20 protein-coding genes are annotated in these 24420 nt (G+C 69.1%); 7 read left to right on the forward strand and 13 right to left on the reverse strand.

Going from position 1 to position 24420, the window contains the following annotated elements; all coding sequences use genetic code 11:
• Positions 1 to 200: 200 nt before the first annotated feature.
• The 3 genes from GZ997_RS11805 to GZ997_RS11815 all read right to left on the reverse strand — a co-directional run bounded on the left by GZ997_RS11805 (position 201) and on the right by GZ997_RS11815 (position 2584).
• Positions 201 to 917, reverse strand: coding sequence for a DUF6318 family protein (locus GZ997_RS11805; protein ID WP_162680028.1), 717 nt, complete (start codon positions 915 to 917; stop codon positions 201 to 203).
• A 339-nt stretch (positions 918 to 1256) separates the two neighbouring features.
• On the reverse strand, positions 1257 to 1916 hold the full coding sequence (locus GZ997_RS11810) for a pentapeptide repeat-containing protein (protein WP_161924865.1): 660 nt from the start codon (positions 1914 to 1916) through the stop codon (positions 1257 to 1259).
• Positions 1917 to 1921: 5 nt separating this feature from the next.
• Entirely contained in the window at positions 1922 to 2584 is a 663-nt protein-coding gene (locus GZ997_RS11815; RefSeq protein WP_162680029.1) for an ATP-binding protein, read from the reverse strand.
• Positions 2585 to 2881: 297 nt separating this feature from the next.
• Between GZ997_RS11815 and GZ997_RS11820 the strand changes: the two genes are divergently transcribed.
• The 4 genes from GZ997_RS11820 (at position 2882) to GZ997_RS11835 (ending at position 6396) form a co-directional block, all read left to right on the forward strand.
• Complete coding sequence (locus GZ997_RS11820) at positions 2882 to 4093, forward strand: ROK family protein (RefSeq protein WP_162680030.1); 1212 nt, start codon at positions 2882 to 2884, stop codon at positions 4091 to 4093.
• 67 nt (positions 4094 to 4160) lie between these two features.
• Entirely contained in the window at positions 4161 to 4652 is a 492-nt protein-coding gene (locus tag GZ997_RS11825; protein ID WP_162680031.1) for a PTS sugar transporter subunit IIA, read from the forward strand.
• Entirely contained in the window at positions 4649 to 4921 is a 273-nt protein-coding gene (locus tag GZ997_RS11830; RefSeq protein ID WP_161924862.1) for a PTS sugar transporter subunit IIB, read from the forward strand. The genes GZ997_RS11825 and GZ997_RS11830 overlap by 4 nt, the downstream gene beginning before the upstream one ends.
• On the forward strand, positions 4918 to 6396 hold the full coding sequence (locus GZ997_RS11835; RefSeq protein ID WP_162680032.1) for a PTS ascorbate transporter subunit IIC: 1479 nt from the start codon (positions 4918 to 4920) through the stop codon (positions 6394 to 6396). Before GZ997_RS11830 ends, GZ997_RS11835 begins: the two co-directional genes overlap by 4 nt.
• Positions 6397 to 6549: 153 nt before the next feature.
• Here GZ997_RS11835 and GZ997_RS11840 read toward each other — a convergent pair whose 3' ends face one another.
• From GZ997_RS11840 to GZ997_RS11885, 10 genes are all read right to left on the reverse strand, one after another.
• Positions 6550 to 8001 carry a mannitol dehydrogenase family protein gene (locus GZ997_RS11840; RefSeq protein WP_162680033.1) on the reverse strand — a complete coding sequence of 484 codons (1452 nt, stop codon included), beginning with the start codon at positions 7999 to 8001 and terminating at the stop codon, positions 6550 to 6552.
• A gap of 121 nt (positions 8002 to 8122) precedes the next feature.
• A complete protein-coding gene (locus GZ997_RS11845; protein ID WP_161924860.1) occupies positions 8123 to 9439 on the reverse strand; it encodes an RbtT/DalT/CsbX family MFS transporter in 1317 nt (438 codons plus the stop codon).
• A gap of 340 nt (positions 9440 to 9779) precedes the next feature.
• On the reverse strand, positions 9780 to 10577 hold the full coding sequence (locus tag GZ997_RS11850) for a DeoR/GlpR family DNA-binding transcription regulator (protein ID WP_161924859.1): 798 nt from the start codon (positions 10575 to 10577) through the stop codon (positions 9780 to 9782).
• 100 nt (positions 10578 to 10677) lie between these two features.
• Positions 10678 to 11331, reverse strand: coding sequence for an LUD domain-containing protein (locus tag GZ997_RS11855; RefSeq protein WP_161924858.1), 654 nt, complete (start codon positions 11329 to 11331; stop codon positions 10678 to 10680).
• Positions 11331 to 12923 (reverse strand): LutB/LldF family L-lactate oxidation iron-sulfur protein, encoded by a 1593-nt coding sequence (locus GZ997_RS11860; RefSeq protein WP_161924857.1) that lies wholly within the window; start codon positions 12921 to 12923, stop codon positions 11331 to 11333. Before GZ997_RS11860 ends, GZ997_RS11855 begins: the two co-directional genes overlap by 1 nt.
• A gap of 8 nt (positions 12924 to 12931) precedes the next feature.
• Positions 12932 to 13732: a (Fe-S)-binding protein gene (locus tag GZ997_RS11865; protein WP_161924856.1), complete on the reverse strand. Its 801-nt coding sequence runs from the start codon at positions 13730 to 13732 to the stop codon at positions 12932 to 12934.
• A gap of 574 nt (positions 13733 to 14306) precedes the next feature.
• Positions 14307 to 14834: a hypothetical protein gene (locus tag GZ997_RS11870; protein ID WP_162680034.1), complete on the reverse strand. Its 528-nt coding sequence runs from the start codon at positions 14832 to 14834 to the stop codon at positions 14307 to 14309.
• 185 nt (positions 14835 to 15019) lie between these two features.
• Complete coding sequence (locus tag GZ997_RS11875) at positions 15020 to 16696, reverse strand: L-lactate permease (RefSeq protein WP_162680035.1); 1677 nt, start codon at positions 16694 to 16696, stop codon at positions 15020 to 15022.
• A 268-nt stretch (positions 16697 to 16964) separates the two neighbouring features.
• On the reverse strand, positions 16965 to 18503 hold the full coding sequence (glpK, locus tag GZ997_RS11880; protein ID WP_161924853.1) for a glycerol kinase GlpK: 1539 nt from the start codon (positions 18501 to 18503) through the stop codon (positions 16965 to 16967).
• Positions 18504 to 18560: 57 nt separating this feature from the next.
• Positions 18561 to 19295 carry an MIP/aquaporin family protein gene (locus GZ997_RS11885; RefSeq protein ID WP_161924852.1) on the reverse strand — a complete coding sequence of 245 codons (735 nt, stop codon included), beginning with the start codon at positions 19293 to 19295 and terminating at the stop codon, positions 18561 to 18563.
• A 401-nt stretch (positions 19296 to 19696) separates the two neighbouring features.
• On the opposite strand from GZ997_RS11885, the gene glpA reads away from it, so the two are divergent.
• From glpA to GZ997_RS11900, 3 genes are read left to right on the forward strand one after another with little or no spacing between them, the layout of a single operon-like run.
• The gene (gene glpA, locus GZ997_RS11890) at positions 19697 to 21439 is read left to right on the forward strand and encodes an anaerobic glycerol-3-phosphate dehydrogenase subunit GlpA (RefSeq protein ID WP_162680036.1); all 1743 of its coding nucleotides are present in this window, start codon (positions 19697 to 19699) and stop codon (positions 21437 to 21439) included.
• Positions 21436 to 22923, forward strand: a complete 1488-nt coding sequence (gene glpB / locus GZ997_RS11895) for a glycerol-3-phosphate dehydrogenase subunit GlpB (RefSeq protein ID WP_162680037.1) — start codon at positions 21436 to 21438, stop codon at positions 22921 to 22923. Before glpA ends, glpB begins: the two co-directional genes overlap by 4 nt.
• Entirely contained in the window at positions 22923 to 24290 is a 1368-nt protein-coding gene (locus GZ997_RS11900; protein ID WP_161924851.1) for an anaerobic glycerol-3-phosphate dehydrogenase subunit C, read from the forward strand. The genes glpB and GZ997_RS11900 overlap by 1 nt, the downstream gene beginning before the upstream one ends.
• Positions 24291 to 24420 lie beyond the last annotated feature (130 nt).

Consider the following 24420-nt stretch of genomic DNA (forward strand, 5'->3'; position numbering starts at 1 on the left):
GCCCCCGCCGACCGGCGCGCCCGGGGTGGAGTAGGCCACCTCGTAGGACGTCCTACCCGTAACAGTCACAGAATTACCGTGTGATTCGGTATGGTAATCTGTCGAAGGCGGAGAGGCGGCGGCGGTTGAACTTACGAATGCCATCAAATAAAATGTCGCCACGATCGCCGTGGTCCGGCGGAATATAGTTAAATGAACTCTCATTTGGAATCTCCTGCGTCTTCGATGTCGACGATTTCTACGCTCCACGTCGAGTTCTTCCAGAGCATCTGAATTAGAAGGATTTCGTCTGCCCCTTCGGTATGCGTGACCTCTACTCCGTCTCCGGAATGTGTTGAGTGGACGTCGAAGCTTGTTTTTGCGCGTACGACGTAGCGGTTGGGGTCGTCCTGGTCGGTCCACCACTCCAGGGGGGTGATCTCCTGCTCCCACGGGTCTGCCCACCCGCCTGCGTCGTGCAGTTCGGTGGCGTTGGTAATGACGTTGTTGCAGAATTCGCAGTTGTCGTCGCTCATCTTCTTCCAGGCGTCCAGGTCGCCGGTGGCGTAGACGTACGGGTAGAGGTTGAGGAAGTATGTGGCTGCCTGGGCTGCGCCGTCGGGGGTGAACTCGGGGGTGTAGGCCTGGGGCTTGTCCATGGCCAGGGCGGTGGCCCTGGCGGCGGCCTGCTGGGGTGAGAGCGTGGGTGTAGCGCTAGCGCTGGCTGTGGCGGGTGGGGTCCAGGTGGGGGTGTAGGTGGTGCGGTTGGCGGCGTGTGAGCAGCCGGCGCCCAGTAGGGTGAGGCAGATGGCCAGTGCGCCGGCTCGGCGCAGGTGATCCGCTCGGCGCGCAGGTTTCGGCGCATGGGGGTGTGCGGCAGCGGCGCGGGCCTGGTGGTGGCGGGTGCTGGCGTGTGGCTTGCTTGGGTGTGTGGGCATGTTGGGGGTGGCCTCCTCGCTGAGGACCCGGGCGGGACTTGCTGGGGCTTCGGCTTGGCGTTAACGCACGCAACCGTAGCGTGACCAACAGCCGCGGCGCTACTGGCTCCATCGCGCCTGTGGAAAACCCATCACATTCCGGGTCGGCCGTGGTACCGGGCGCGCGGCCCGGGGCCGCATCTTGCTACCAGCGCTTGTGCGCCCGTACCGACCTACCTTCACCGGTACAGACCTACCTTCACCCGTACCGACCTACCTTGGGCCCTATGAGCGACCGAACTCGGTGCGCAACTTCGACCGAACTCGGCGAGGCGAAGAAAGACTGGCGGGGAGCGGCGGTTAGATGACACGAAGGCCCACATGCGCGGCGAGCGCGGGCGCGAGTTCCGCGAGTTGCTCGGCACCCACCCAGGCACCGCGCAGGCCCGCGGCGTCGTCGAGCTGATTAAGCGTGAGTCCACGCAGGTCCACGTCTTTGAGCCGACTCTCCCGGATCCGCAGCTCGCCCACACGGCAGTCCTCGAAAGCGACCCGGTTGAGCGTGGCGGCAGTCAGGTCGAGCGTGTCCAGCGCGCAGTCGCGCAGGCGCACATCCAGCAGATTGCTCCGTCCCAGCCCCAGGAAACCGATGCGGCAGCCCTCAATCAGCACGCTGCGCCACTGCGCGTCATGACATTCGCAGGCCCCGACCCGGGAGGACTCCCAGGACACCTCACGCCACACCGACCGCTGCGCGTGCAGTTCGGAGGCGGTCAAGCGGTCCACGCGTGACTCCGCCAGGCGCAACTCCTCAAGATGAGCGCGATCGGCCCGCACGTCCTCAACTACGCACTCGACCAGCTCCAACCCGCGCAGATCCACCCCTGAGACATCGACGCCGCTGAGGCGCGCTCGGTCGACGTAGCCGCCCGCCCGCAGGACGACGGCGCCGACGGGCTCAAGATCCCGCGGCCGGATCGGTTTCGCCCGGGGCGGCCGGGGAAGCGGGGGACGAGGCACGGGACTTAGGCGGCGTCGTCGGCCCGCGACTGCTGGACGTCCGCGCCGAGGTGGCGAGCGATAGTCGCCTCGCACTCGGCGCGGTCAACCGGGCGGCAGCCCTTCGCCGCCCAGCCGGCGATCTTGGCGGGCTCCTCGCGGGCGAGCCGGAGGCCACGACGCAGCAGCACGTGTACCGGCTTACGGTGCTCGGCCAGGTCGCGGCGCAGTCGGAACCACCAGGTCTGCAGCCGTGGGCGCCGCAGTACGAGCGCATCGGCCAGTACGCCGGCCTCCCGGCAGCGGTCAACGAGCTCCGCGGCGAACACGCCCTCCGCGACGAAGGCCGGCAGGGCGTCGACGTCGAGGGTCGTGTAGTCGACCGTGGCGTTATCCGGGATTGAGTACACGGGCACGGTCGCCGTGCCCGTGGCGCACAGGTCGAGGATTGCGGTCATTGCCCGGTCTGCGTCCCATGAGGCGGGGTTGTCCCAGTCGATGGCGCTCTGGGCCTCGGCCCGGGTGACGCCTTCAGCGCCGGAGACGCCGCCGTCCAGCAGCGGCATGCCCGGCTCGTCGCCGTCGCGGTAGAAGTCGTCGAGTTTGAGCCGACGCGCGCCGCAGCGCCGCAGCAGGGACGTCTTACCGGAGCCGGACGGGCCGGCAAGCAGGATGACGCGGGTGCTCACGGTGCCCAAGGCTAGCCTGCCGGGCGGGTGCAGGTGGGCACGGCTGCGTTGTCGGGAAATGCAAATGCGGATCGGGGCGGGCGGGGCGAATCGCGCGAATACGGGTTCACTGCCCGGGGCCGTCAGGAAGCCGGCGCGAGGGCCCTGACCGGGCGCGGGGCCCTGACCGGGCGCGGGGCCCTGACCGGGCGCGCGGGGCCCTGACCGGGCGCGGTGGCGTGATCTCGATCCTGGGGCTGCCGCCGATTGCGGCGGATTGGGTACTATCTCGGCGAGGGGCAAGCGTGAGGCGGCGTGATGGGCAACGTTCGAGAGGCTGAGACCAGCGAACTCCTCGGGCTGATACGTCGCGGAGAGGCGACTACCCGGCCCGAGCTTCAGGATCGTCTGCAGCTCTCGCGGGTCACGCTGGGCAAGCGGCTCGACGCGCTGCTGCGCTCGGGGCTGGTGGATGAGGCCGGGCAGGACGCCTCAACCGGTGGCAGGCCGCGCACGGTCTTCCGGATTCGCCCCGGCTGCGGCACGCTGCTAGCCGTCGACATTGGCAGCGCGCGCACCCGCCTGGCGGTGACGGACTTCGCGGGGACGATCCTGGTGCGCGATGACCGGCTACTGGACCTCTCCGGTGGTCCTGGCGCGGTACTCCCCTGGGTCCGTCGTCGTCTGCAGGCAATGGTCAAGCAAATCGGTGCCACGGGTAGCGTCCTGGGTGCGGGAGTATGCGTTCCCGGCGCGGTCGACCCCCTCTCGGGGCGCCTGGTCCACCCCGCGCTGATGCCCGGCTGGCACGGCGTGGACATCGCCGCGGAGCTGACGGGAGACTTCGATGGTGTCCCGGTGGCCGTGGGCAGTGACGTGCAGGTGACCGCACTCGGCGAGTACCGGATGCGCTGGTCCAGCTCCGACGACATCGTCCTGGTTAAGGCGGGCGAGGGGATCGCCGCGGCCGCCGTGATTAATGGCGTCGTGCGCACGGGCGCCACCGGGGCGGCCGGAGAGATCGGGCACATGCGGATTCCGGAGGGGCGGCAGTGCCGTTGCGGGCGATTCGGCTGCCTGGAGTCGGTGGCCGGTGGCTGGGCCCTGCGGGAACGGCTGAGCGCGGCCGGCTGGACGGTGGACAGTAGCGAAGAGCTCTCCGGGCTCGCCCTGCGCGGGGACTCACTGAGTATCGAGCTGCTCGAACTGTCTGCGCGACTCGTGGGCCGTGCGCTCGCCCCGGTCGTTGCGGTTCTCAATCCCTCCGCGGTGGTGGTTGCCGGTGCCCTCGCCGACGGCGGAGCAGTGTTCCTGGACCCGCTGCGGGCCGCCCTTGACGCCGTCGGGCCGCAGGAGGCCACTCGGCCGCTCGTGATCGCCTCGGCGCAGTTAGGGGCGGACGCCGGCGTCGTTGGCGCGGCGCTGCTGGCCCAGGATCTACTGACTGCCCCCGCCCATCTGGACATGCTGCTGTCCCGGGTGACCTCGCGGCGACCGGCTCCAGACAGTTTTGTAAAGCTCTTTACATAACGGGCCTGCGGCCGGTATCGTCATGCTCACCGGAACCCACCGGCCCATATGACGAGAAGAGGCAATGATGGCCGCTCTCACTCTGTCCACCGCCTTACCGGATACCTCCTTCCGGCTCGACGTCGACGCGACCGACTGGCGCGGCGCACTCCGGCTCGCGGGCGAGGGGCTCACCGCTTCCGGGGCGGCGACGCCCGAATACACCGAGGAGATGATCGCGGCCGTTGAGGAGCACGGTCCCTACATTGTGATCGCTCCGGGGCTCGCCTTGGCGCACTCGCGGCCCTCCCCGGCTGTGCTGCGCACCGGCATGAGCTGGGTGCGGCTGGTGCACCCCGTCGAGTTCGGCAGCCCGAACGATCCGGTGCGTCACATCATCGGCTTGGCCGCCAAGGACGAGCGCGAGCACCTGGATGTCATGGCCGCCCTCGCCCGCGCCCTGTCCGACCCCACCTCGCGCGCGGAGCTGGACCGTGCACCCACCCCGGCGGCGCTCCGCGGACTGCTTGACCCCAGCTCAACCGATACCACCACCTCTACCGGATTGGAAGAAGAATGAACATCACCTGCGTCTGCGGCATGGGCATCGGCACCTCGATGCTGCTGAAGATGAACGTCGAGCAGGCCGCCGCCTCGCTCGGCCTGGACGCCGACGTCTCCACCTCCGATATCGGCACCGCCAAGGGCGCCGCGCAGAGCGCCGACCTGATTATCACCTCCGCCGAGCTGGCCGAGGAGCTCACGGGCCTGTCCACCCCGATCGCCGTGGTCCACAACTTCACTGACATCTCTGAGATCGAGGCCGCCCTAAGGGAGAAGACCCAGTGAACGTGCTGGTTGCGGTACTCGATTTCATCAGCCAGGAGATCCTCAACGTTCCCGCCTACCTGATCGGTATCGTCGCAGCTGTCGGCCTGATCGCCCTGCGCAAGTCTGCCGGGCAGGTCATCGGCGGGGGACTCAAGGCCGCAATGGGCTACCTGATCCTCGGCGCCGGCGCCACGGTGGTGACCAGCTCCTTGGCCCCCTTCGGCGACCTCATCTTCAGGGTCACCGGGGCCCACGGCGTGGTCCCGACCAACGAGGTCATCACCGCCCAGGCCGCGAGCGAGTACGGGACCACCTCCGCCTACCTCATCGTGCTCGGCTTCTTGATCATGCTGCTGCTGGCCAGGTTCAGCCCGCTGAAGTACGTGTTCCTGACCGGACACCACATGGTGTTCATGGCGACGCTGCTGGCCGTGGTCCTCTCGGTGGGCTTCGGCCCCGGGCACTCCGCCCTCGTGGTAGTGATCGGCTCGGTGCTTATGGGCACCATCATGGTGGTGATGCCGACGTTCGCCCAGCCGTACATGAACCGGGTGACCGGGGATGACAAGCTGGCGGTCGGGCACTTCAACACGGTCGGTTACCTGTTGGCGGGCGCGCTTGGCAGCGCCGTCGGTAAGCGTTCGCGCTCTACCGAGGACATGAAGTTTCCGCAGGGGCTGCGCTTCCTGCGCGACTCCATGGTCTCGACGACGCTGCTCATGCTGGTCCTGTACCTGGTGTTCGCCGTCTGGGGGATTGTCGCCGTGCCCAAGGAGGAGCTAATGGGCGTCTTCGAGGGGGCTCAGACCTCCGACACCTACGGCTCCTACATCATGGCGGCCTTCGCCCAGGCGCTGCAGTTCGGAATCGGCGTCAGCATCATCCTGTACGGGGTGCGCATCATCCTCGGTGAGCTGGTTCCCGCGTTCCAGGGAATCGCCAACCGGGTGGTGCCCGGCGCCAAGCCCGCGCTCGACATCCCGATCGTATTCCCCTTTGGGCCCAACGCCTCCCTGATCGGATTCATCGCCTCCTTCGTGGGCGGTCTGGCGTCTTTGGCGCTGATTGCCGTCTGGTTCGGTCCTGCTTGGGGGATGGCGCTGATCCTGCCCGGCATGGTCCCGCACTTCTTCGACGGCGGCGGCGCCGGTGTATTCGGCAATGCCACAGGCGGGCGTCGCGGTGCGATTCTGGGCGGTTTCGTCAATGGCGTGCTTATCACCTTCCTGCCCGCCGCGCTGCTGACCGTCATGGGTTCACTCGGTTTGGCCAATTCCACCTTTGGTGACGCCGACTTCGGCTGGTTCGGTTCGATCGTGGGGCTGCTCAGTCGTCTGGGGGCCGTCGGCGGCTCGCTCAGCGCACTCGCCTTCGGCGCGATCCTGTTCGCGGTTGCTTGGTGGTACCAGGTGCGACTGGTGAACACCGGCTGGCTGCCCGCCGCCGAGCGGGCGGCACGGCAGGAGGAGAACAAGGCGACGGCGGCCGGCTGATTCAGCGCGGCTCTGTTAATCCGACGCATCCGACGGGCCCGGCGACCAAAGTCGCCGGGCCCGTCATTGGTGCCGGTTTCGGTGTGTTACAAGTGCCGGTTTGGGCGTGTAACGAGTGCCGGTCTCGGTGAAGGGGTGAAGGGAGTCGGGTGATCATTCAGGCGAGCCGAGCAGGGCGCGCATGCGGGCGCGGGCGCCCTCGCGCTTGAGCGCCGCCAGCTCCTCGGTGTAGGCGGTGCGGAAGCGCTCGTCGTCGGCCAGGTCGCCGAAGATCTCCCGGTTGCCGATGAAGCCGAGCTCGTCGCCCGCCTCCTGCTTCTCCGCGAAGGGCCGCAGGTCGTCGGCCACCGGGATCGCCTCCCCGTTCTCGTCGGTGCCGAGCACCCCCAGCGACCAGGCGGCGCACATGGCCGCGCCCAGGCGGATCGGCCCGCCCGCGGCGAGGTTGTCGCGCACGGTCGGCAGCACGAACTTCGGCATGCCGGAGGGGCCGAACTGCGCCAGCCGCAGCAGCGTGTCCGCGATCGCCTCATTGGTGAAGCGCTCGAAGAGCGTGTCGATGTACTCATCCAGGTCGATGCCCGGCACGGGCAGCAGCCGCGGCCGCGCCTCGCGCTCCAGGTAGGTGCGCACCCAGGCGGCGATGTCGCCGTCGGCGGCGGCCGTGTGCGCGTACTCCATGCCCAGCAGCCGCCCCCAGTGCGCCAGGCCCTGGTGGGAGGCGTTCAGCAGCCGCAGCTTCATCAGCTCGTAGGGGACGACGTCGTCGACCATCTGCACCCCGACCTCCTCGTAGGGTGGGCGCCCGGCGGGGAATTCGTCCTCCAGCACCCACTGGGTGAAGGGCTCGGCCACCACCGGCCAGGCGTCCTCCACGCCCAGCTCGGCGCGCACCTCCTCAATATCGGCGGGGGTGGTCTGCGGGGTGATGCGGTCAACCATGCAGTTGGGGAAGGCGACGTTGGCGTCGATCCAGTCCGCCAGCTCCGGGTCGGACAGGCGCGCCTGGGACACGACGGCGGTGCGGGCGATCTTCCCGTTGCCGGGCAGGTTGTCGCAGCTCATCACGGTGAAGGGTGCGATCCCGGCCTCGCGGCGCAGCCGCAGCGCCTCCACGATGTAGCCGAAGGAGGTCTCCGGCTCGCGGGGGTTGGCGGCGTCGTGGGCGGCCCCGGGGGCCTCGGCACGGAAGGTGCCGGTGGCGTCGTCGATGTTGTACCCGCCCTCGGTGACGGTCAGGGAGACGATCCGCGTGGTGGCTGCGGTCATCACCTCCAGCACGCCGGCGCGGTCCTCGGGGGCGAAGCGGTAGTCGCAGATGGAGCCGATGATCGCCGGCTCGTGGTGGCCGTCGGGGTGCTTGAGGGTCAGGCTGTACAGGAAGTCCTGCCCGGTCAGGGCGTCGCGCATGCGGGCGTCCTGGGGCAGCAGGCCCACCCCGCAGATGCCCCAGTCCAGGGCCTTGCCCTCACGCATGAGCCGGTCGAGGTACATGGCCTGGTGGGCGCGGTGGAAGCCGCCCACGCCCATGTGGACGATGCCGGTGGTGATGGCGGAGCGGTCGTAGGTGGGGGCGAGGGGGGAGGCGGCGAGTGTGGTGGTCATGTTGACATCCTTGTCTTGGATCGGGTTTAGCGGTGCGGAGTCGGACGGGTTCTTGGGTCGGCTCCCGGCCGGGCCGCGGCAGGCGCCCCGGCCGGGTGACGACGGCGCTGCTGGTGCGGGATCAGGCGGTGACTGCCTCCTTGTGTGCGTCGGCGTCCTCGTCGCCGAAGGACTCGAGGATGCGGGCGTTGCCGGGCAGCTTCAGGGCGAAGCACAGGAAGAAGGAGATGACGTAGATGCCGGCCAGCGCCATGGCCACCCACAGGTAGCCGCCGGCGGTGGTCTCGTCACCCATCAGCAGGGTGACGATGGCGGGGCCCACGAAGGCGCCCAGTCCGGCACCGAGATTCAGGATGGCCAGCGCGTTGCCGGTCTCGCCGTGGGCGTGAGCGGTGATCAGCGGCGTCGTGGGTACGTGGGCGCTGAGCCCGATGCCGACGGCGGAGGTGCCCAGGGCGATCAGGAAGAAGTTCGGGCCCGCGACGATCGGGATCAGGTAGATGTAGGCCAGCGCCGCCGCCGTAATCGGGGTGGCGAACCACTGCAGGGTGTTGCGCCAGCCCAGCTTGTCACCGACCACGCCCCAGAACACGTCGCCAATGATGGCCACGAAGCCGAAGATGGAGAACTCCAGGATGGCCTGGGACTCGGGCATCCCGTAGACCTTGTGCAGGTAGACCACGTAGTAGGCCTGCATGCCGTACTGGCCGGAGAGGTTGATGACCTTCACGATGCCGCCGATGGAGACCTTCGGGTAGCGCCACAGCACGGACACGGCCGAGCCGACGGACTGCGCCACCGACTTGCCCTGGGTCTGCGCCGAGGAGGGGTGCATGCGCAGGAACAGCATGCCGATCACGCCGCCAACCGCGGCGAGGACCCAGCCGAGCCACAGGGTGGCGATGTGGCCGATGTGCGGCAGCAGCAGGCTGGAGAAGTAGGAGCCGAGCAGCTGCATGCCGAAGCTGAAGGCGAACCAGAACCAGCCGGAGACCGAGGACTGGCGTGCGGGCGGGGTCACCATCATGGTCCAGGTGAGGAACCCGTAGGCGAACATGGGATACCCGAAGCCGCGCATGCCGTAGAACAGCAGCAGCAGTGGCAGGTTGTGGCTGGGCAGGCCCACCGCGATGAACAGCGCGTCGAACACCAGGAAGGAGACCAGGCCGATCAGCATCACCCGGCGGCAGCCGATTGCGTCGCACAGGGCGCCAGAAAGGAAGGCTGCGATGGCCACCACTACGCCGTAGGAGGTGACGATCATTGAGGCCTGGGAGACGGCGAAGCCGACGGCGTCGCTGGACAGGTAGTTGGTGATCCACACCGCTTCGATCCCGTCACCGATCACGAAGATGATGACGGCCAGGAAGCCGGCCGCGAGGTTGGTGGGGAATCCGGTTTTCTGTATGGCTGCTATGAACCTGTTGGAGGAGGGCATCGTTGCTCGATCACCTTTGGTCGCTGGGTCAGGGCCGGCGTCCTTCGCCGGTAAACCCAGTTTGCGACCGGGAGGTGACCGCTTCGGTGACCGGTTGGGCACGTCAGGTTTACCGGTGTCCGGCTCCTCAAGCGCCTCGGCGACGCGGCTCAGGGCGCCCGCGAGGGGACGGCGGTTACCGAAGCCGGGCGTGCCGGTGACCGTTTCCGACAGCCTTCGCCCCAAGTGGGGACGGGAGCGGGCGAACTTGGGGCTGCAGTCGGCGGCGGCCTGGCCGCGCGCCGCCGGCTGGCGGCACCGGGTGGCTGCCAGGCTCCTGCTCCTAAAGTGCCGCTCCCGCTCAGACTCGTTCGACCTGGGGACCCAGGGCGCCAAGTCTGCGCGCCGTCGCGGCCCGCAGCTCCCGGCCGGTGATGATGCGCTCCAGCGAGCGCACGTGGCCGAAGCGCACGAAGGTGGAGTGGCCGAACTTGGTGTGGCTGCCCACCAGGATGGTGCGGTGGGCCACCGTTAGGGCTGCCTCCTTGACTGCTGCCACAGCAGGATCCGGGGTGGTCAGCCAGCCGTCATCGGTGATGCCATTGGCTCCGATGAACGCCAGGTCCGGCTCGATTCGCGCCAGCATGGCGGTGGCCCAGTGGTCGACGGCGCCGAGAGTCTTGGGCCGTATCCGGCCGCCGACGGCGATCACGGTGTAGCGGGGCCGCTCGGCCAGCTCAATCGCGGTTGGCAGGGAAGTGGTAACGACCGTGAGGGTACGGTCCTCGGGCAGGGCTCGCCCGACCAGAGCCGGCTGGTTGCCCTCGTCCAGGAATACCGTTTCTGCGTGCCCCAGGCAGGCCACGGCGGCGCGGGCAATGCGGTCCTTCTCACCGGCGTTGTGGCTGGAGCGGAAGGCGCGGCTGGTCTCATAGGTGGCGGACTCGGCGGCAGCAACCCTCCCGTAGGTGCGGATGATGCGCCCACTGGACTCCAGGTGGCGCAGGTCGCGGCGGATGGTCTCCACGGACACCCCGAATCGCCCCGGGAGCTCGGATACCTCCATCTCGCCGCGTTCCCGCAGCTCGCGGATCAGCGCCTCTCGGCGCGCCCGTGCCTCCGGGCGCGCCGAGAGCGGCTCTGGGCTACTTGCTGTCATGCGGCCGCCAGTTGCCGTGACGCCCGGTGCCGGGAGGGGAGCTGCGCCGCACCTGCCGCCGCTTTCAGCGTTGGCTTCCGCACGGGCACCAGAGTCGGCTTCAGTGTGCGATCACCACGCCCAGGTTACGCGGGCCGTGCACGCCGTTGACACGCACCAGCTCGATATCGGAAGTGGCCGAGCCGCCGGCGATCCAGGTGGTGGGGCGGGTCGGGTGCTGCCCGAGCACCTCCACCGCCTGCGGCACCGTCGGCATGATCATTTCCCGCTCCAGGACGACTACATGCTTGTCTGGAACAAGCGTGATGGCACGCCGACCCTGGTCGGGCTCCCCGTCCAGGCAGATTGTGCCGGACAGGGAGATGCCCACGCGGGAGCAGGTGACCACGGCATCGAGCTGGTCCAGCTCGAGGGTAGGGATCGGCTGCTCGCGGGAGTCCTCGCGCACCGTGCGCCCGCCGCGTGCGGCCGCGTCCTTATAGGCCTGCGGCAGCCCGGCAGGGACGACGACGCTGCGCGCATCCCCGAGCAGCTCGTCAATGGCGTCCAGGATGGCGGCATCCTTGGGGGCGCGCACGACCTTGGCGGAGTAGTCCTCGAGCTTCTCGGCCATGTCCGCGACCACCGGTTCCGAGCCGGGGGCGTCGGCGCCGACGCGAATGTAGTTGCGGGGGACCTCCCGCACGGGCCGACCCTGCTGCGAGCGGGAGATCGCTTCACGGGCGCGGGCGAGAATAGCGGTCTTGGCGTCCATCAGCGGTTCTCCTCGGTGGTGGGCTGGGCGGTGGCGTCAGCTGCGGCGTCGGTTGCCGGGCGGGCAGGAGTGATGCCCTCGGGGTGGGTGCGCTTCCACCAGTGCCGCAGCGACTCCTTGGGGGCGACGGGCAGGTCGCGCGAGCGCGTCCACAGGGAGGCGGGGAAGGGCAGGGCGCCGATCCTGCCGTCCTTCCCGAGCAGGCGGGTGGCCTTGACCCCCTCGGTGGCCGCCAGCCAGGCCTTTCCGCTGGACATGAGCGGGCCGGTGGTGTTCATGGCCACGTCCCACATGTCCGGCACCAGGCGGCGCTTGACGTCCACGCTGCGGGCCCGCAGGTGAATCAGGATGGTGGGGATGTCGATCTTGACCGGGCACACCTCCGCGCAGGCCCCGCACAGGGAGGAGGCGAAGGGCAGGGTGTGGACCGGATCGTCGTCGTCGAGCCCCTGAGTGAGCTGGGGGGTGAGGATCGAGCCGATCGGGCCGGGATAGACCGAGCCGTAGGCGTGCCCGCCGGTGTGCTGGTAGACGGGGCAGATGTTCATGCACGAGCCGCAGCGGATGCAGGCCAGTGCCTGCCTGCCGATCGGGTCGGTGAGTACCTTCGTGCGGCCGTTGTCCATGAGGATCAGGTGGAACTCCTGGGGGCCGTCGCCGGGGGTGACACCCGTCCACATGGAAGTGTAGGGGTTCATGCGCTCACCGGTGGCGGAGCGCGGCAGCAGCTGGGTGAAGATCTCCGCATCCTGGTAGCGCGGTACCAGCTTCTCGATGCCCATCAGCGTGATCAGCGTGTCCGGCAGGGTCAGGCACATGCGGCCGTTGCCCTCGGACTCGAAGATGGAGACGGTGCCGGTCTCGGCGATGCCCATGTTGGTGCCGGAGACAGCCACGGAGGCGTGCAGGAACTTGCGGCGCAGGTGGGCGCGGGCGGCCCCGGCGAGCTCCTCGGGCTGGTCCGACAGGTCCTCGGGCGCGTCCCCCATGCGGTCCAGGAAGATGCCGCGCACCTCGGAGCGGTTGCGGTGGATCGCCGGGACCACGATGTGGGAGGGCATGTCGTCGGCGAGCTGGACGATCATCTCCGCCAGGTCGGTCTCGTGGGCGGTGATGCCCTCGTCTGCCAGGTACTCGTTGAGGTTGGTCTCCTGGGTGGCCATGGACTTGACCTTGACGACGTCGTCCACGCCCTTGGACTTGATGATGTCGGCGACGATCCGGTTGGCTTCCGCGGCGTCGCGCGCCCAGTGGACGATGCCGCCGTTGGCGGTCACATTCGCCTCGAACTGCTCCAGCAGCTCGGGCAGGCGGGAGGCGACCTCGAACTTGACGGCCTCGGCGGCGTTGCGCAGGTCCTCCCAGTCCGGCATCTCGTCCACGCGCATTTGCCGCTTGTTGCGGATGGTGCGCGTGGCGTGGCCCAGGTTGCGGCGCATCTGGGTGTTGGCAAGGGTCTTGTGTGCTCCCTCGGGGAAGGTGTGGCCCCAGCGCAGCGTGTCCTGCGGGACCTCGACGTTGGTGCGCCAGCCGCCGGTGTGGGGCTGCTCGTCGGGGGCGGAGGCGGGCATGCCTAGAAATGTCTGGGTCATTTGAGTCGTCACAACCTCACCTGGTCGTTGCTGGGCTGGAAGGAGGCGTGGCCTTCAAAGGGGGCCTCCTTGGTGGAGGCGAGGATCTCCGCCAGGTGCATTACGCGCACGCCGGAGTTGACGCGGGACAGGGCACCGCCGATGTTCATCAGGCAGGAGTAGTCACCGGTGCACAGCACCTCGGCGCCGGTGGACATGACGTTGGCGGCCTTGTCCGCCACCATGGCGGTGGAGGTGTCGGAGTTCTTGATGGAGAAGGTGCCGCCGAATCCGCAGCAGACCTTCTCATCGGGAAGCTCGATGAGGGTCAGGCCCTCGACTGCGCGCAGCAGCCGGTAGGGGCGGTCCCCCACGTGCGCCACCCGCATGGAGTGGCAGGTGGGGTGGTAGGTGACCGTGTGCGGAAAGTAGGCGCCTACGTCCTCCAGTCCGAGCACGTCAATGAGGAACTCGGAGATGTCGTAGGTGTAGTTGCTCAGCGCGTCCACGCGCTTAACCAGGGAGGAGTCGCCCACGTGCTCAGCCACCAGGCGCTGCTCGTGCCGGGCGGCGCCCGCGCAGGACCCGGAGGGGACGACGACGGCGTCCCACTCCCCGTCCAGGACCGGCTCGAAGGTCTTGACGTGGTTGGCGACGATGGAGGCGGCCTGCTTGAAGTAGCCGGTGTTGGCGTGCATCTGGCCGCAGCAGGCCTGCCCCTGGGGGAAGACCACCTCGTGGCCGAGCCGCTCGAGAATACTGACGGTGGCCTGTGCGGCCTGGGGGAACATCGTGTCTGCCAGACACGTGGCGAATAGTGCGACGCGCACGGTGTGAGGTCCTTTCCTCCACGAGATGCATTGGCGTAACCGTGACCAGGTTAGGACGGCGGCGGGAAGGTCTCCACCGGTGTGTGCGAGCACCTTCAAACTCTCTGGTTGAAGGCTGAAATCTCGCGGAAAAGTGGGGGTAGTTCGGGGTGGTGGGGGGCCTCCTCGGGCACCGCTGCGGGCGCGTTGCGGGTCACATTCCGCAACTCCGGCCTTCGGTTTTCCTCACCTGTTGCCGCGTGCGGTCGACAATGTCATCGGCTGACTCCTCCGGTTCGAGGATGCGGACGTGGAGGCTGGGGTGGTGTCCGGGGCGTGCGGCTGCTTGCGGTTGGCCACCCGGCGACGACGCTTCGGCACTTCCGACGACGCTTCGGCACTTCGCATCAGCGCTTCGTACCTTGCGGTGACGGTTCGGCACTTTAGGGTACGAACCGTCGGCTCGGGGTACGAAGCGTCCACCGGAAAGTACGAACCGTCGGGTCAGGGTACGAAGCGTCTTCCCGCCGCTTAAGGGACCCCTACGGGAATGCCACCCCACTACGAGCCCCGCCTTGAGCATGGTGTTACGCCGTCAGGAGTAGTGCCCGGTGCCGACCATGACGACGAGGTCGCAGTCGGTGGACAGTGCCAGCTCATCCACGGTGAACCGCTCCGAGCCGCCCACGAGGTCGGCGTTCTCGGTGTCAAGAATCCGGTTCGCGTCGGACTCCGGGACGGTGACGAAGGTGCAGTCCTGGGGGACGTACTGGTGCAGGTCGGGGTAGATCGGCGGCAGCAGGTCGGGCGTGGTAGTCGCGGCGTCGCCCAAAGCCCGGCTGGTGGCCTGGTCGACTTCGGCGACGGCGTGGAACCAGTAGGGGCGATCGGGTTCCGGCAGCGGCCACTCGCCCTTGTTGACCCGGTACTGCCCGACGAAGTGCACGCCTGTGGCGCCCATGGCCGGCATGCGGCTGGTGACCGAGTCCAGGGAGGTCTGGACGGTCAGTGGGTCGGGAACGTACTGCGTGAATTCGGCGAAACGCGCATCCTGCGTGCTGTCCGGCTGGGCGTCCCGACCCAGGAGAGGAGTAACCGAGCAGGCTGCAAGAAGAAGAGCCATGCAGACAGCCAGTGCGCTGAGAAGTCCGCACCTCGGGAGTCGGCCGCACACCCGCCAGCCCGAGTACGACCATGGGAGCCCGGCTACGGCCCCCACCTCCCGAGGCCACCGCGAACGCGGAGTTACCGGGGAGGAAGCGGCCGTATCCGACAAACGGCCCCCGGTCGACCTCGCCGGCGCCACCGTCACGCCGGCATGTAGGCGCCCAGCCAGCCCTGGGAGGCGGCCAGCACCAGGCAGCACAGCACCAGCAGCAGGCCGAGGGAGTAGGGGGCGGCCTTCTTGAGGATCTCCGCGTCGGTGCCGGGGGCGTCCACGGCGGTGGTGACCACCGCCAGGTTCTGCGGGGAGACGATCTTGCCCAGGCCACCGCCGATGGTGTTGGCGGCCAGCAGGATGCGCGGGTCCAGGTTTGCCTGCGCGGCGGCGGTGGCCTGCAGGTTGGCGAACAGTGCCCCGGCGCTGGTGGCCGAGCCCGCCACCGCCGTGCCGATCCAGCCGAGCACGGGGGAGAGGAAGGCGAAGGCGGCACCGGTGGTGGCCAGGGCGGCACCGACAGCCGTGGTCTGGCCGGAGAAGTTCATGACGTAGGCCAGCGCCATCACGGAGGCGATGGTGAGGATGGACATGCGCAGGGTGTAGATGGTGCGCGGCAGTACTGCGAACATGGCGCCGATGGAGGTCTGGAAGCGTCCCCCCGAGGAGCGGGTGCCGTAGACGATGCAGACGATCACCGCCGTAAGCAGGATCCAGGTGCCCGGGTTGGATAGCGTCTGCAGGTTGTAGATGGCGGAGGTGGAGGCCTCACCGTCGGCGGTGAGCAGGTTGCCGTACACGCCCGGCCACTGGATCTTGATGTCGGTGCCGGACAGGACGGCGGACAGGTCCACGCCGAGCTTCCACAGCTTGGTGATGGCGATGATGACCACCACCAGCACGTAGGGCAGCAGCGCCAGGATGACGCGCTCACGGTCGGGCTTGTCTGCGGCAGCGATTTCTGAGTGGTACTCGCTGGGCGTGCTTGGCGTCCAGGCCAGCAGGAACAGGTAGCAGGCGGCAAAGGCCAGCAGGGCGCCCACCACCGAGGTCAGCTCGTAGGAGAGGCTCGGGGTAGTGAAGTGGCCGATGCCGGCCGCGATCCCGGCTACCAGTGCCAGCGGCCACAGCTGGCGCACCCCACGGGCGCCGTCGAGGATGAACAGCAGCAGGAAGGGAACCAGCAGGCAGATAAGCGAGGTCAGGTGGCCCATGTTCTGCGCGACGGACACCGGGTCCTGGCCGCCGAGGTTCCCGGCGGTGGTCACCGGGATGGACATGGCGCCGAAGCCGACGTAGATGCCGTTGCCCACGATGGTGGCGATCGCCGCCTTGAGCTTGGGCACCCCCAGCGTCACCAGCATGGCGGCGGTGATGGCTACCGGGGCGCCGAAGCCGGCCAGGCCCTCCAGCAGGCCGCAGAAGCAGAAGGCGACGATCAGGGCCTGGGCGCGCTGGTCTCCCTTGCCGATGGCGTTGAACACGGCCTTGAGGTCCTGGCTGCGGCCGGAGGTCTCGGTCAGGTTGTACAGCCAGACGGCGGCGATGATGATGTAGATGATCGGCACGAAGCCCATGGCCAGGCCTTGCGTGGCCGATAGTGCCGTCATTCCCACTGGCATGTGGAAGGCCGCGACGGCGATCACGGCGGACAGTGCCAGGGCGATGATCGCGCACCAGTGCGTGGCGACCTTGAAGGCCCCCATGAGTACGAAGAACGCGATCAGCGGCAGCAGTCCGATGATCGCGGTGAGGAAGACATTGCCGCCGACGGCGGTCGTCGAGGGCGTGAAGGCCGTGGCGAGCAGTGGAGCTGTGAGTGTCATGAGCTGTTCCGGGAGGGGTGGCGACGACGGTGCCGAAGTCCGCCGGCTTCGTGGTGAGGCCGCGAGACGACAGCGACCACTGAATTATCACATCAAATCGCTCTCGTCACATGAAGGTTGGGAAACCTTATTCGGCACCGCCTGCTGCCGGGTAGGCGCTGGGGCCCGGCACCGCAGTGGTGCCGGGCCCCAGCCGGTCTCGGGGCGCGCGCGTCGGGCCGGGATGCGTGGCCCGTGGGGCCTCACGGGGCGGTCCCGACGCCGGCGCTCACTTCACGTCGTCGTCGACCCAGTCGAGGGTGCGGGTGACGGCCTTCTTCCACAGCCGGTAGGTGCGGTCGCGCTCGGCGGCGTCCATGGACGGGGTCCAGCGCTTGCCCTCCTGCCAGTTGGCCACGACGTCCTCGGTGCCGTTCCAGAAGCCCACCGCGATGCCGGCGGCGTAGGCGGCGCCCAGCGCGGTGGTCTCGGCCACCACGGGCTGGATTACGTCGACGCCGCACAGGTCGGCCTGGAACTGCATGACCAGGTCGTCGTTAGTCATGCCGCCGTCGACCTTGAGCTCCTTGAGCGGCACGCCGGCGTCGGCGTTGATCGCATCGAGCAGCTCGGCGGACTGGAAGGCGGTGGACTCCTCCACGGCGCGGGCGATGTGCCCCTTGGTGGCGTAACGGGTCAGGCCCACGATTACGCCGCGGGCGTCGTCGCGCCAGTAGGGGGCGAACAGCCCGGAGAAGGCGGGCACGAAGTACACCCCGCCGTTGTCCTCCACCGTGCGCGCCAGCGCCTGGATGTCGCTGGACTTCTCGATCATGCCGAGGTTGTCGCGCAGCCACTGCACCAGGGAGCCCGCCACCGCGATGGACCCCTCCAGCGCGTAGACCGGCTTGGCGTCTCCGAGCTGGTACAGCACCGTGGTCAGCAGGCCGTTCTTCGAGAAGACGGGCTCCTCACCGGTGTTCATCAGCATGAAGCAGCCGGTGCCGTAGGTGTTCTTCGCGGTGCCGACCTCGAAGCAGGCCTGGCCGAAGGTGGCCGCCTGCTGGTCGCCGAGGATGCCGGAGATCGGGGTGTCGATCAGCAGGCCGTTCTTGCGGCCGTAGCCGTAGACCTCGGAGGAGGACTTGATCTGGGGGAGCATCGACATCGGGATGCCGAAGTCCGCGCAGATGTCCTCGCGCCACTGCAGGGTGCGCACGTCCATCAGCAGCGTGCGGGAGGCGTTGGTGACGTCGGTGACGTGCACGCCGCCGTTGACGCCGCCGGTCAGGTTCCACACCACCCAGGTGTCGGGCGTGCCGAACAGCAGGTCCCCGGCCTCCGCCTTCTCGCGGGCCCCGGGCACGTTGTCCAGGATCCACTTCACCTTGGTGGCCGAGGGGTAGGTGGAGATGTTCTCACCGGTGATCTGGCGGTAGCGCTCGGTGCCCAGCGGGTCGCCGGCGGCGATCTCCCGGGCGATGGCGGCGGTGCGGGTGTCCTGCCAGACGATGGCGTTGTAGATCGGCTCGCCGGTGTGCCTGTCCCACACGATGGTGGTCTCGCGCTGGTTGGTGATGCCGACGGCGGCCAGCGAGTGGCGGTTGATCTCCGCCTTCTGCAGGGCCTCGGCGACGACGGCGCGCACCGACTCCCAGATCTCCACCGGGTCGTGCTCAACCCAGCCGGGGTTGGGGAAGATCTGGGTGAACTCCTGCTGGCCGATGGATACGACCTGGCCGGAGTGGTTGAAGACGATCGCCCGGGAGGAGGTGGTGCCCTGGTCGATCGCCAGGACGTACTTCTCGGTCTCGGATACCTCGGTCATGGACAGTCCTTTCTGTTCACTTCTCGGTTTCACTTCGTTGTGACGGCGGCGCGGGCGTCAGAACAGCCCGGCCATGTTGGGGATCAGCAGCCCGGCGACGACGGCGCCGATGAGGGGGCCGACTACCGGCACCCAGGCGTAGGCCCAGTCAGCTGAGCCCTTGCCGCGGATCGGCAGGATTGCGTAGGCGATGCGCGGGCCCAGGTCGCGGGCGGGGTTGATGGCGTAGCCGGTGGGGCCACCGAGCGACAGGCCGATGGCCACGATCACGAAGGCCACGGCCAGCGGGCCCAGCTCCGAGGGGGACTTGCCGTTGTAGATGACCCAGGCGACCAGGGTGAAGGTGGCGATGGCCTCGGTGACTACGTTCCAGCCGTAGGAGCGGATGCCGGGGCCGGTTGAGAAGCAGCCGAGCTTGGCGTCCGCGGGCGCCTCCTCATCGAAGTGCTTCTTGTAGGCGAGCCAGGCGCACACGGCGCCGACGATGGCGCCCAGCATCTGGGCGAGGATGTAGATGCAGATGTTCGCGGCGGTGGCAGGGACACCCGCCGCCAGGTCCTTGCCGGCCACGGCCAGGCCGATGGTGACTGCCGGGTTCAGGTGGCCGCCGGTGGCGTAGGCGGCGTAGACGCCCATGAATACCGCCAGGCCCCAGCCGAAGGCGATCACAATCCAGCCGGATCCTTGCGCCTTGGACTTGGGGAGGTTGACGGCGGCGCAGACGCCGGCACCGAAGAGGATGAGGATTAACGTCCCGAAGAACTCCGAGAGGAAGATCTGGGCGAGACTCATGGCCTGCTCACTTTCTGCACGACAGCGTGCTCGATGCGTAGGGCGAGCGGCGTGCAGCCGTTCGCATTGCACGAAGGAACGGGCGCAGTCCTGGCCGCGCCCGAACAGGTCCGAAAGTACTCGAGGTCACACGGGTGCTCGCACCCCGGCGTCGGCTCTGTTACGTGCCAATTAGGCGTGACTAAGTCGGAGAATCCTCTGAATTCCGGGGATAAGTCCCCTTTTGGGTGATCGCGCCAGGGAATAGGTGCGAAGAATCGTGTCTGGAGGTGAACGTTTGCGCACCAGGCGTGCACGAGCTCTCGGAGGCGTGTAGGCATGAAGCCGGGCGCGGGCAGGAACGCGCCGCACAGGCATGAGTCAAGGCAACCGCCTGGACAAGACGGACGAGGAGGTCCCCAGTGAGAGCCATGACTGCCGACGTGGTCGTCGTCGGCGGCGGAGCCACCGGCGTCGGCGTCGCGCGGGATGCCGCCATGCGCGGCATGAGCGTGGTGCTCCTGGAGCGCGCCGACCTGGCCCAGGGCACCTCGGGCCGCTTCCACGGGCTGCTGCACTCCGGGGGCCGCTACGTCGTGTCCGACCCCAGGTCCGCGCGCGAGTGCGCCGAGGAGAACGCCATCGTCTCCCGCATCCACGCCGACGCCATCGAGCGCACGGGTGGCATGTTCGTCGTCACCCCCGAGGACGACCTGGACTTCTCCGACCAGTTCCTCATCGGCGCGCAGGCCACCGGCGTCGCCTGTGAGGAGCTGAGCCTGTCCGAGGCGCTGCGGATGGAGCCGCGGCTGAACCCAGGCATCAAGCGCGCCTTCGCAGTGAACGACGCCGCCGTGGACGGCTGGCAGATGGTGTGGGGCGCCGCCCGCTCGGCCCGTGCCCACGGCGCGCAGGTGCTGACCTACCACGAGGTCACCGGCCTGGTGGTTGAGGGTGAGGGAAGCGACCGGCGCGTCGTCGCCGTGCGCGCCCACGGGCTCAAGACCGGCGAGGACCTGACCATCTCCTGCGCCATGGTCGTCAACGCCGCCGGCCCCTGGGGCGGGCGCCTGGCCGCGATGGCCGGCTCGGAGGCGGTGGAGATCGTGGCAGGCGCCGGCATCATGATCGCCGTCAACCACCGCGTCGTGAACCACGTCATCAACCGCTGCGTCTACCCCGCCGACGGCGACATCCTCGTCCCCGACCACACGGTGTCCATCATCGGCACCACCGACAGCCGCATCCCCGACCCCGACCACATTCCGATTCCCCGCGAAGAGGTCGCCCAGATGCTCGACGCCGGCGAGGTACTCATCCCCGGCTTCCGGCAGGCGCGCCTGGTGCACGCGTGGGCGGGCGCCCGCCCCCTGGTGCGCGACAAGCGCGTGGCCGGCACCGACACCCGCCACATGAGCCGCGGCATGACCGTCCTGCGCCACAGCGAGGCCGAGGGCCTGGCCGGCCTGATCACCGTGGCCGGAGGCAAGCTCACCACCTACCGGCTGATGGCCAAGAACACCGTCGACGCCGTATGCGCCGAGCTGGGCACGGACCGTCCCTGCACCACCGACACCGAGGCGGTTCCCGGCTCCGAGCACGGACGCAACTACCGCGTCACCCACCGCCTGGCCGACCGCGAGCAGGACCGGCTGGACAACCAGGTCATCTGCGAGTGCGAGCTGGTCACCCGCAAGATGCTCACGGACCTGATGGAAGAGCAGCCCGACGCCTCCTTCGACGACCTGCGCCGCCAGCTGCGCATCGGCATGGGGCCGTGCCAAGGAGGGTTCTGTGCCGCCCGGGTAGCCGGCGTGCAGGCCTGCCAGGGCCGGGCCGACGCCGCGACGGCCACGGAGCTGCTACGCACCTTCCTGCGGCACCGCTGGATCGGGCTGTGGCCGATCCTGCACGGCGAGCAGGTGCGCGAGGCAGCACTGGACTTCTGGATGCTGCAGGGGACCCTAGACGTCGAGGACCTGCCGGCCGCGCCCCCTCCAGCCGCCGCGGCCACCCCGATCGAGAACGCCGAGGACGGCGAGCAGCAGCCCGACGAACTGGCCCGGGCGCTGGCCGCCCTGGCCGGCGCGCCCCGGCTCGCCGCCGCGGCCCCGGCCGGTGCCAAGCGCGCCGCCACCTCAGCCAACCAGGAGGCACGCCCATGAGCAGCGACGTCGTTGTCATCGGTGCCGGAATCGCCGGCTACGCCGCGGCCCTGCGGCTGCGGCGGGCCGGAGCCGACGTCACCCTGGTCACCAAGGGCATGGGCGGACTGGCCCTGTCCCCGGGAACCATTGACGTGCTGGGGCGGCTCGGCGGTGCCGCCGGTCCGGCCGGCCCCGGGGCCGGCGCGGACGTGGAGGCACGCTCCGCGCGCCGCAGTATCACCCACCCCTACGCGGCCATCGACGCCTCCGACCTGCTGCCCGAGGGGCACCCCTACCGGGTGATCGGTCGGCGGGCCACCGCGGCCGGCGTGGACCGCTTCGCCGCGCTGGTCGGCCCCGAGCTGCTCACCGCCCGGCCGGACGGGACTGCCGGCGGTACCGGCACGGGTGAAGACGGTGCCACCGGGAGCAGCGGTGAGGGGCCCGCGAACCTGTGGCTGCCCACCGCGCTGGGGGCCGTGCGCCCCACGCTGCTGGTCCAGCCCTCCATGGAGGCATCCGTGCTGCGCGACGGCGGCCGCTACCTGGTCGTCGGCCTGGCCCGGCTCAAGGACCTCACCGCAGACATGGTGGCCGGGAACCTGAACCGCGCCGAGCTGCCGGGGGGCGGTCGCGTGCAGGCGCGCGCCCTCACGGTCGACTTCGAGGCCCGCGCGGGCGAGAACGACACTAATGCCGTCGGGCACGCCCGCGCCCTGGATGAGCCCGCCGGGGTTGAGCAGCTGGTGCGGCTGCTGGCCGGCAAGGTGCGCGACGGTGAGACCGTGCTGCTGCCGGCCGTGCTCGGGCTGGACCACCCGGGTGTCTTCCAGGAGCTTGCCGCGCGCCTGGGCGCGCCCGTCGGGGAGATTCCCCTGGTGCCGCCGTCGGTACCCGGACTGCGCCTGGAGCACCGGCTGGACCGGCTCGCCTCCGCCGAGCGCGTGCGCGTGGTCATGGGCGCGCGGGTCGTGGATGCGCGCGTGGAGCGCGGTCGGCTGGTGTCGGTCACCAGTGCTGCTGCCGGACGTCCCCGCGAGCACCGCGCCGCCGCCTTCGTCCTGGCTGCGGGCGGCTTCGAGTCCGGGGCCCTGACCATGGACTCCTACGGGCGGGTCACCGACACGGTGCTGGGCCTGCCGCTGGCCGGAGCCGGCGCCGACGGCGAGGAGAACCTGCGCCACCTGATCCACCGCGACTACTGGGGCTCCCCGCAGGGTCTGTTCCGCGTCGGGGTAGCGGTCGATGCGCAGATGCGGCCGCTGGGCCCCGATGGGACTGCGGCTCTGGCGGGAGTCCACGCCGCCGGCGGGGTGCTGGCCGGTGCGGTGCGCTGGAGTGAGAAGTCCGGGGAGGGCATAGCGCTGGGCTCGGCCGAGGCCGCCTGCGATGCCGTCATGGCTGAGCTGGGGCACTCACCTTCCAACAACACCGCCGCCCTGGAGGCGGACGCCGCAACCGGACGGGCCACCGGGCCCGCGAAGAGCAAGGAGCAGGACTGATGTTCGACGTCGACACCCTGGCCCAGCGTTGGGACCTGCCGCTGCCCGGCAAGGGTGGGGAGCGCGTGAGGAGCGGCGCCGCCGCCGTCGAGACCGCTGCCCACTCGCTGGCCCGCGCCAGCCTGGACCGCTGCGTCAAGTGCACCATCTGCGAGACGATGTGTCCGGTCATGGAGGTCACCGAGCTCTTCCCCGGGCCGAAGTTCGTCGGCCCGCAGGCCGAGCGCTACCGCAACGGTCAGAGCGTGGACCACTCCATCGACTACTGCTCCTCCTGCGGCACCTGCACCAGGGTGTGCCCGCAGGGAGTGAAGATCGCGGAGCTGAACAACCAGGCCCGCGCCGTCATGCGCGCGCAGAACAGTGCCGTGCCCGTGCGCGACCGGCTGATCACGCAGACCACCCTCATGGGCAAGGTGATGACCCCCATCGCGCCGCTGGCCAACGCCGCCCTGGCCAACAAGCCCATCCGTGTGGTCATGGAGAAGACGGTCGGCGTGCACCGCGACGCCCCCATGCCGCACGCGCAGCCGCAGTCACTGGCCGGCTGGCTGCGCCGTCGCACCAAGCGGGAGCACACGCTGGTGCCGGCCGGCTCGCGCGGGCCGGTCGTGTTCTTCCACGGCTGTGCCGGCGGCTACTTCGAGGTGGAGACCTCCAAGCGCGCCATCGAGGTGCTTGAGCACATCGGCTATGAGGTGATCGTGCCCAAGCAGGGCTGCTGCGGCCTGGCCGCCCAGTCCAACGGCCTGTACGGGCAGGCCTCGGCCAACGTGGTCAAGCTGTGTGAGCAGCTGGCAGCCGCCGGGAAGGACCTGACGATCGTGTCCTCCTCCGGCTCCTGCGCCGGCATGCTCAAGCACGAGGCCCACGAGATCATGGGTGTGGAGGCCGAGGCCCTCGCTGATGTCTCCCCGCGGACCGTGGAGCTGTCGGAGTTCCTGCGTGACCTGGACGATGCCGGTGAGCTGCCGCACCAGTTCCGCCGCATCGACGCCACGGTCGCCTACCACGCCCCCTGCCAGCTCAAGGGGCAGAACATGGGTATGCCGGCGATCGAGCTCATGGAACTGGTGCCGGGCTTCCACGTGGTCGAGTCCGGCCGGGCCTGCTGCGGCATAGCCGGCACCTACGGGCTGAAGAAGGAGAAGTACGACATCGCCCAGGCGGTCGGAGGGCCCCTGTTCGACATCGTGCGCGAGGTCAACCCGAACCTGGCCGTGTGCGACACCGAGACCTGCCGCTGGCAGATCGAGCAGTCCAGCGGCGTCAAGACGGTCCACCCGATCTGGGTGCTGCACGCCGCCTACGGCCTGTCCCGCCTGGCCGGCATCGAGCCTAAGCCGGAGCGTGGCTCCCGGGCGTAGCCGTCGGCCGGGCACAGGTGCGTGGTTCCGTAGCGCCCTGCGGGGGCGCGGCGGAACCACGCAACTGTGCGGGCCGGAGCCCGTGTGCGATAATGTGCAGCACTAATGGGTGAATGTGCGGGGTCTTCCC

The sequence above is a fragment of the Actinomyces sp. 565 genome (assembly GCF_010365615.1).
In the GTDB taxonomy this organism is placed as follows: domain Bacteria; phylum Actinomycetota; class Actinomycetes; order Actinomycetales; family Actinomycetaceae; genus Actinomyces.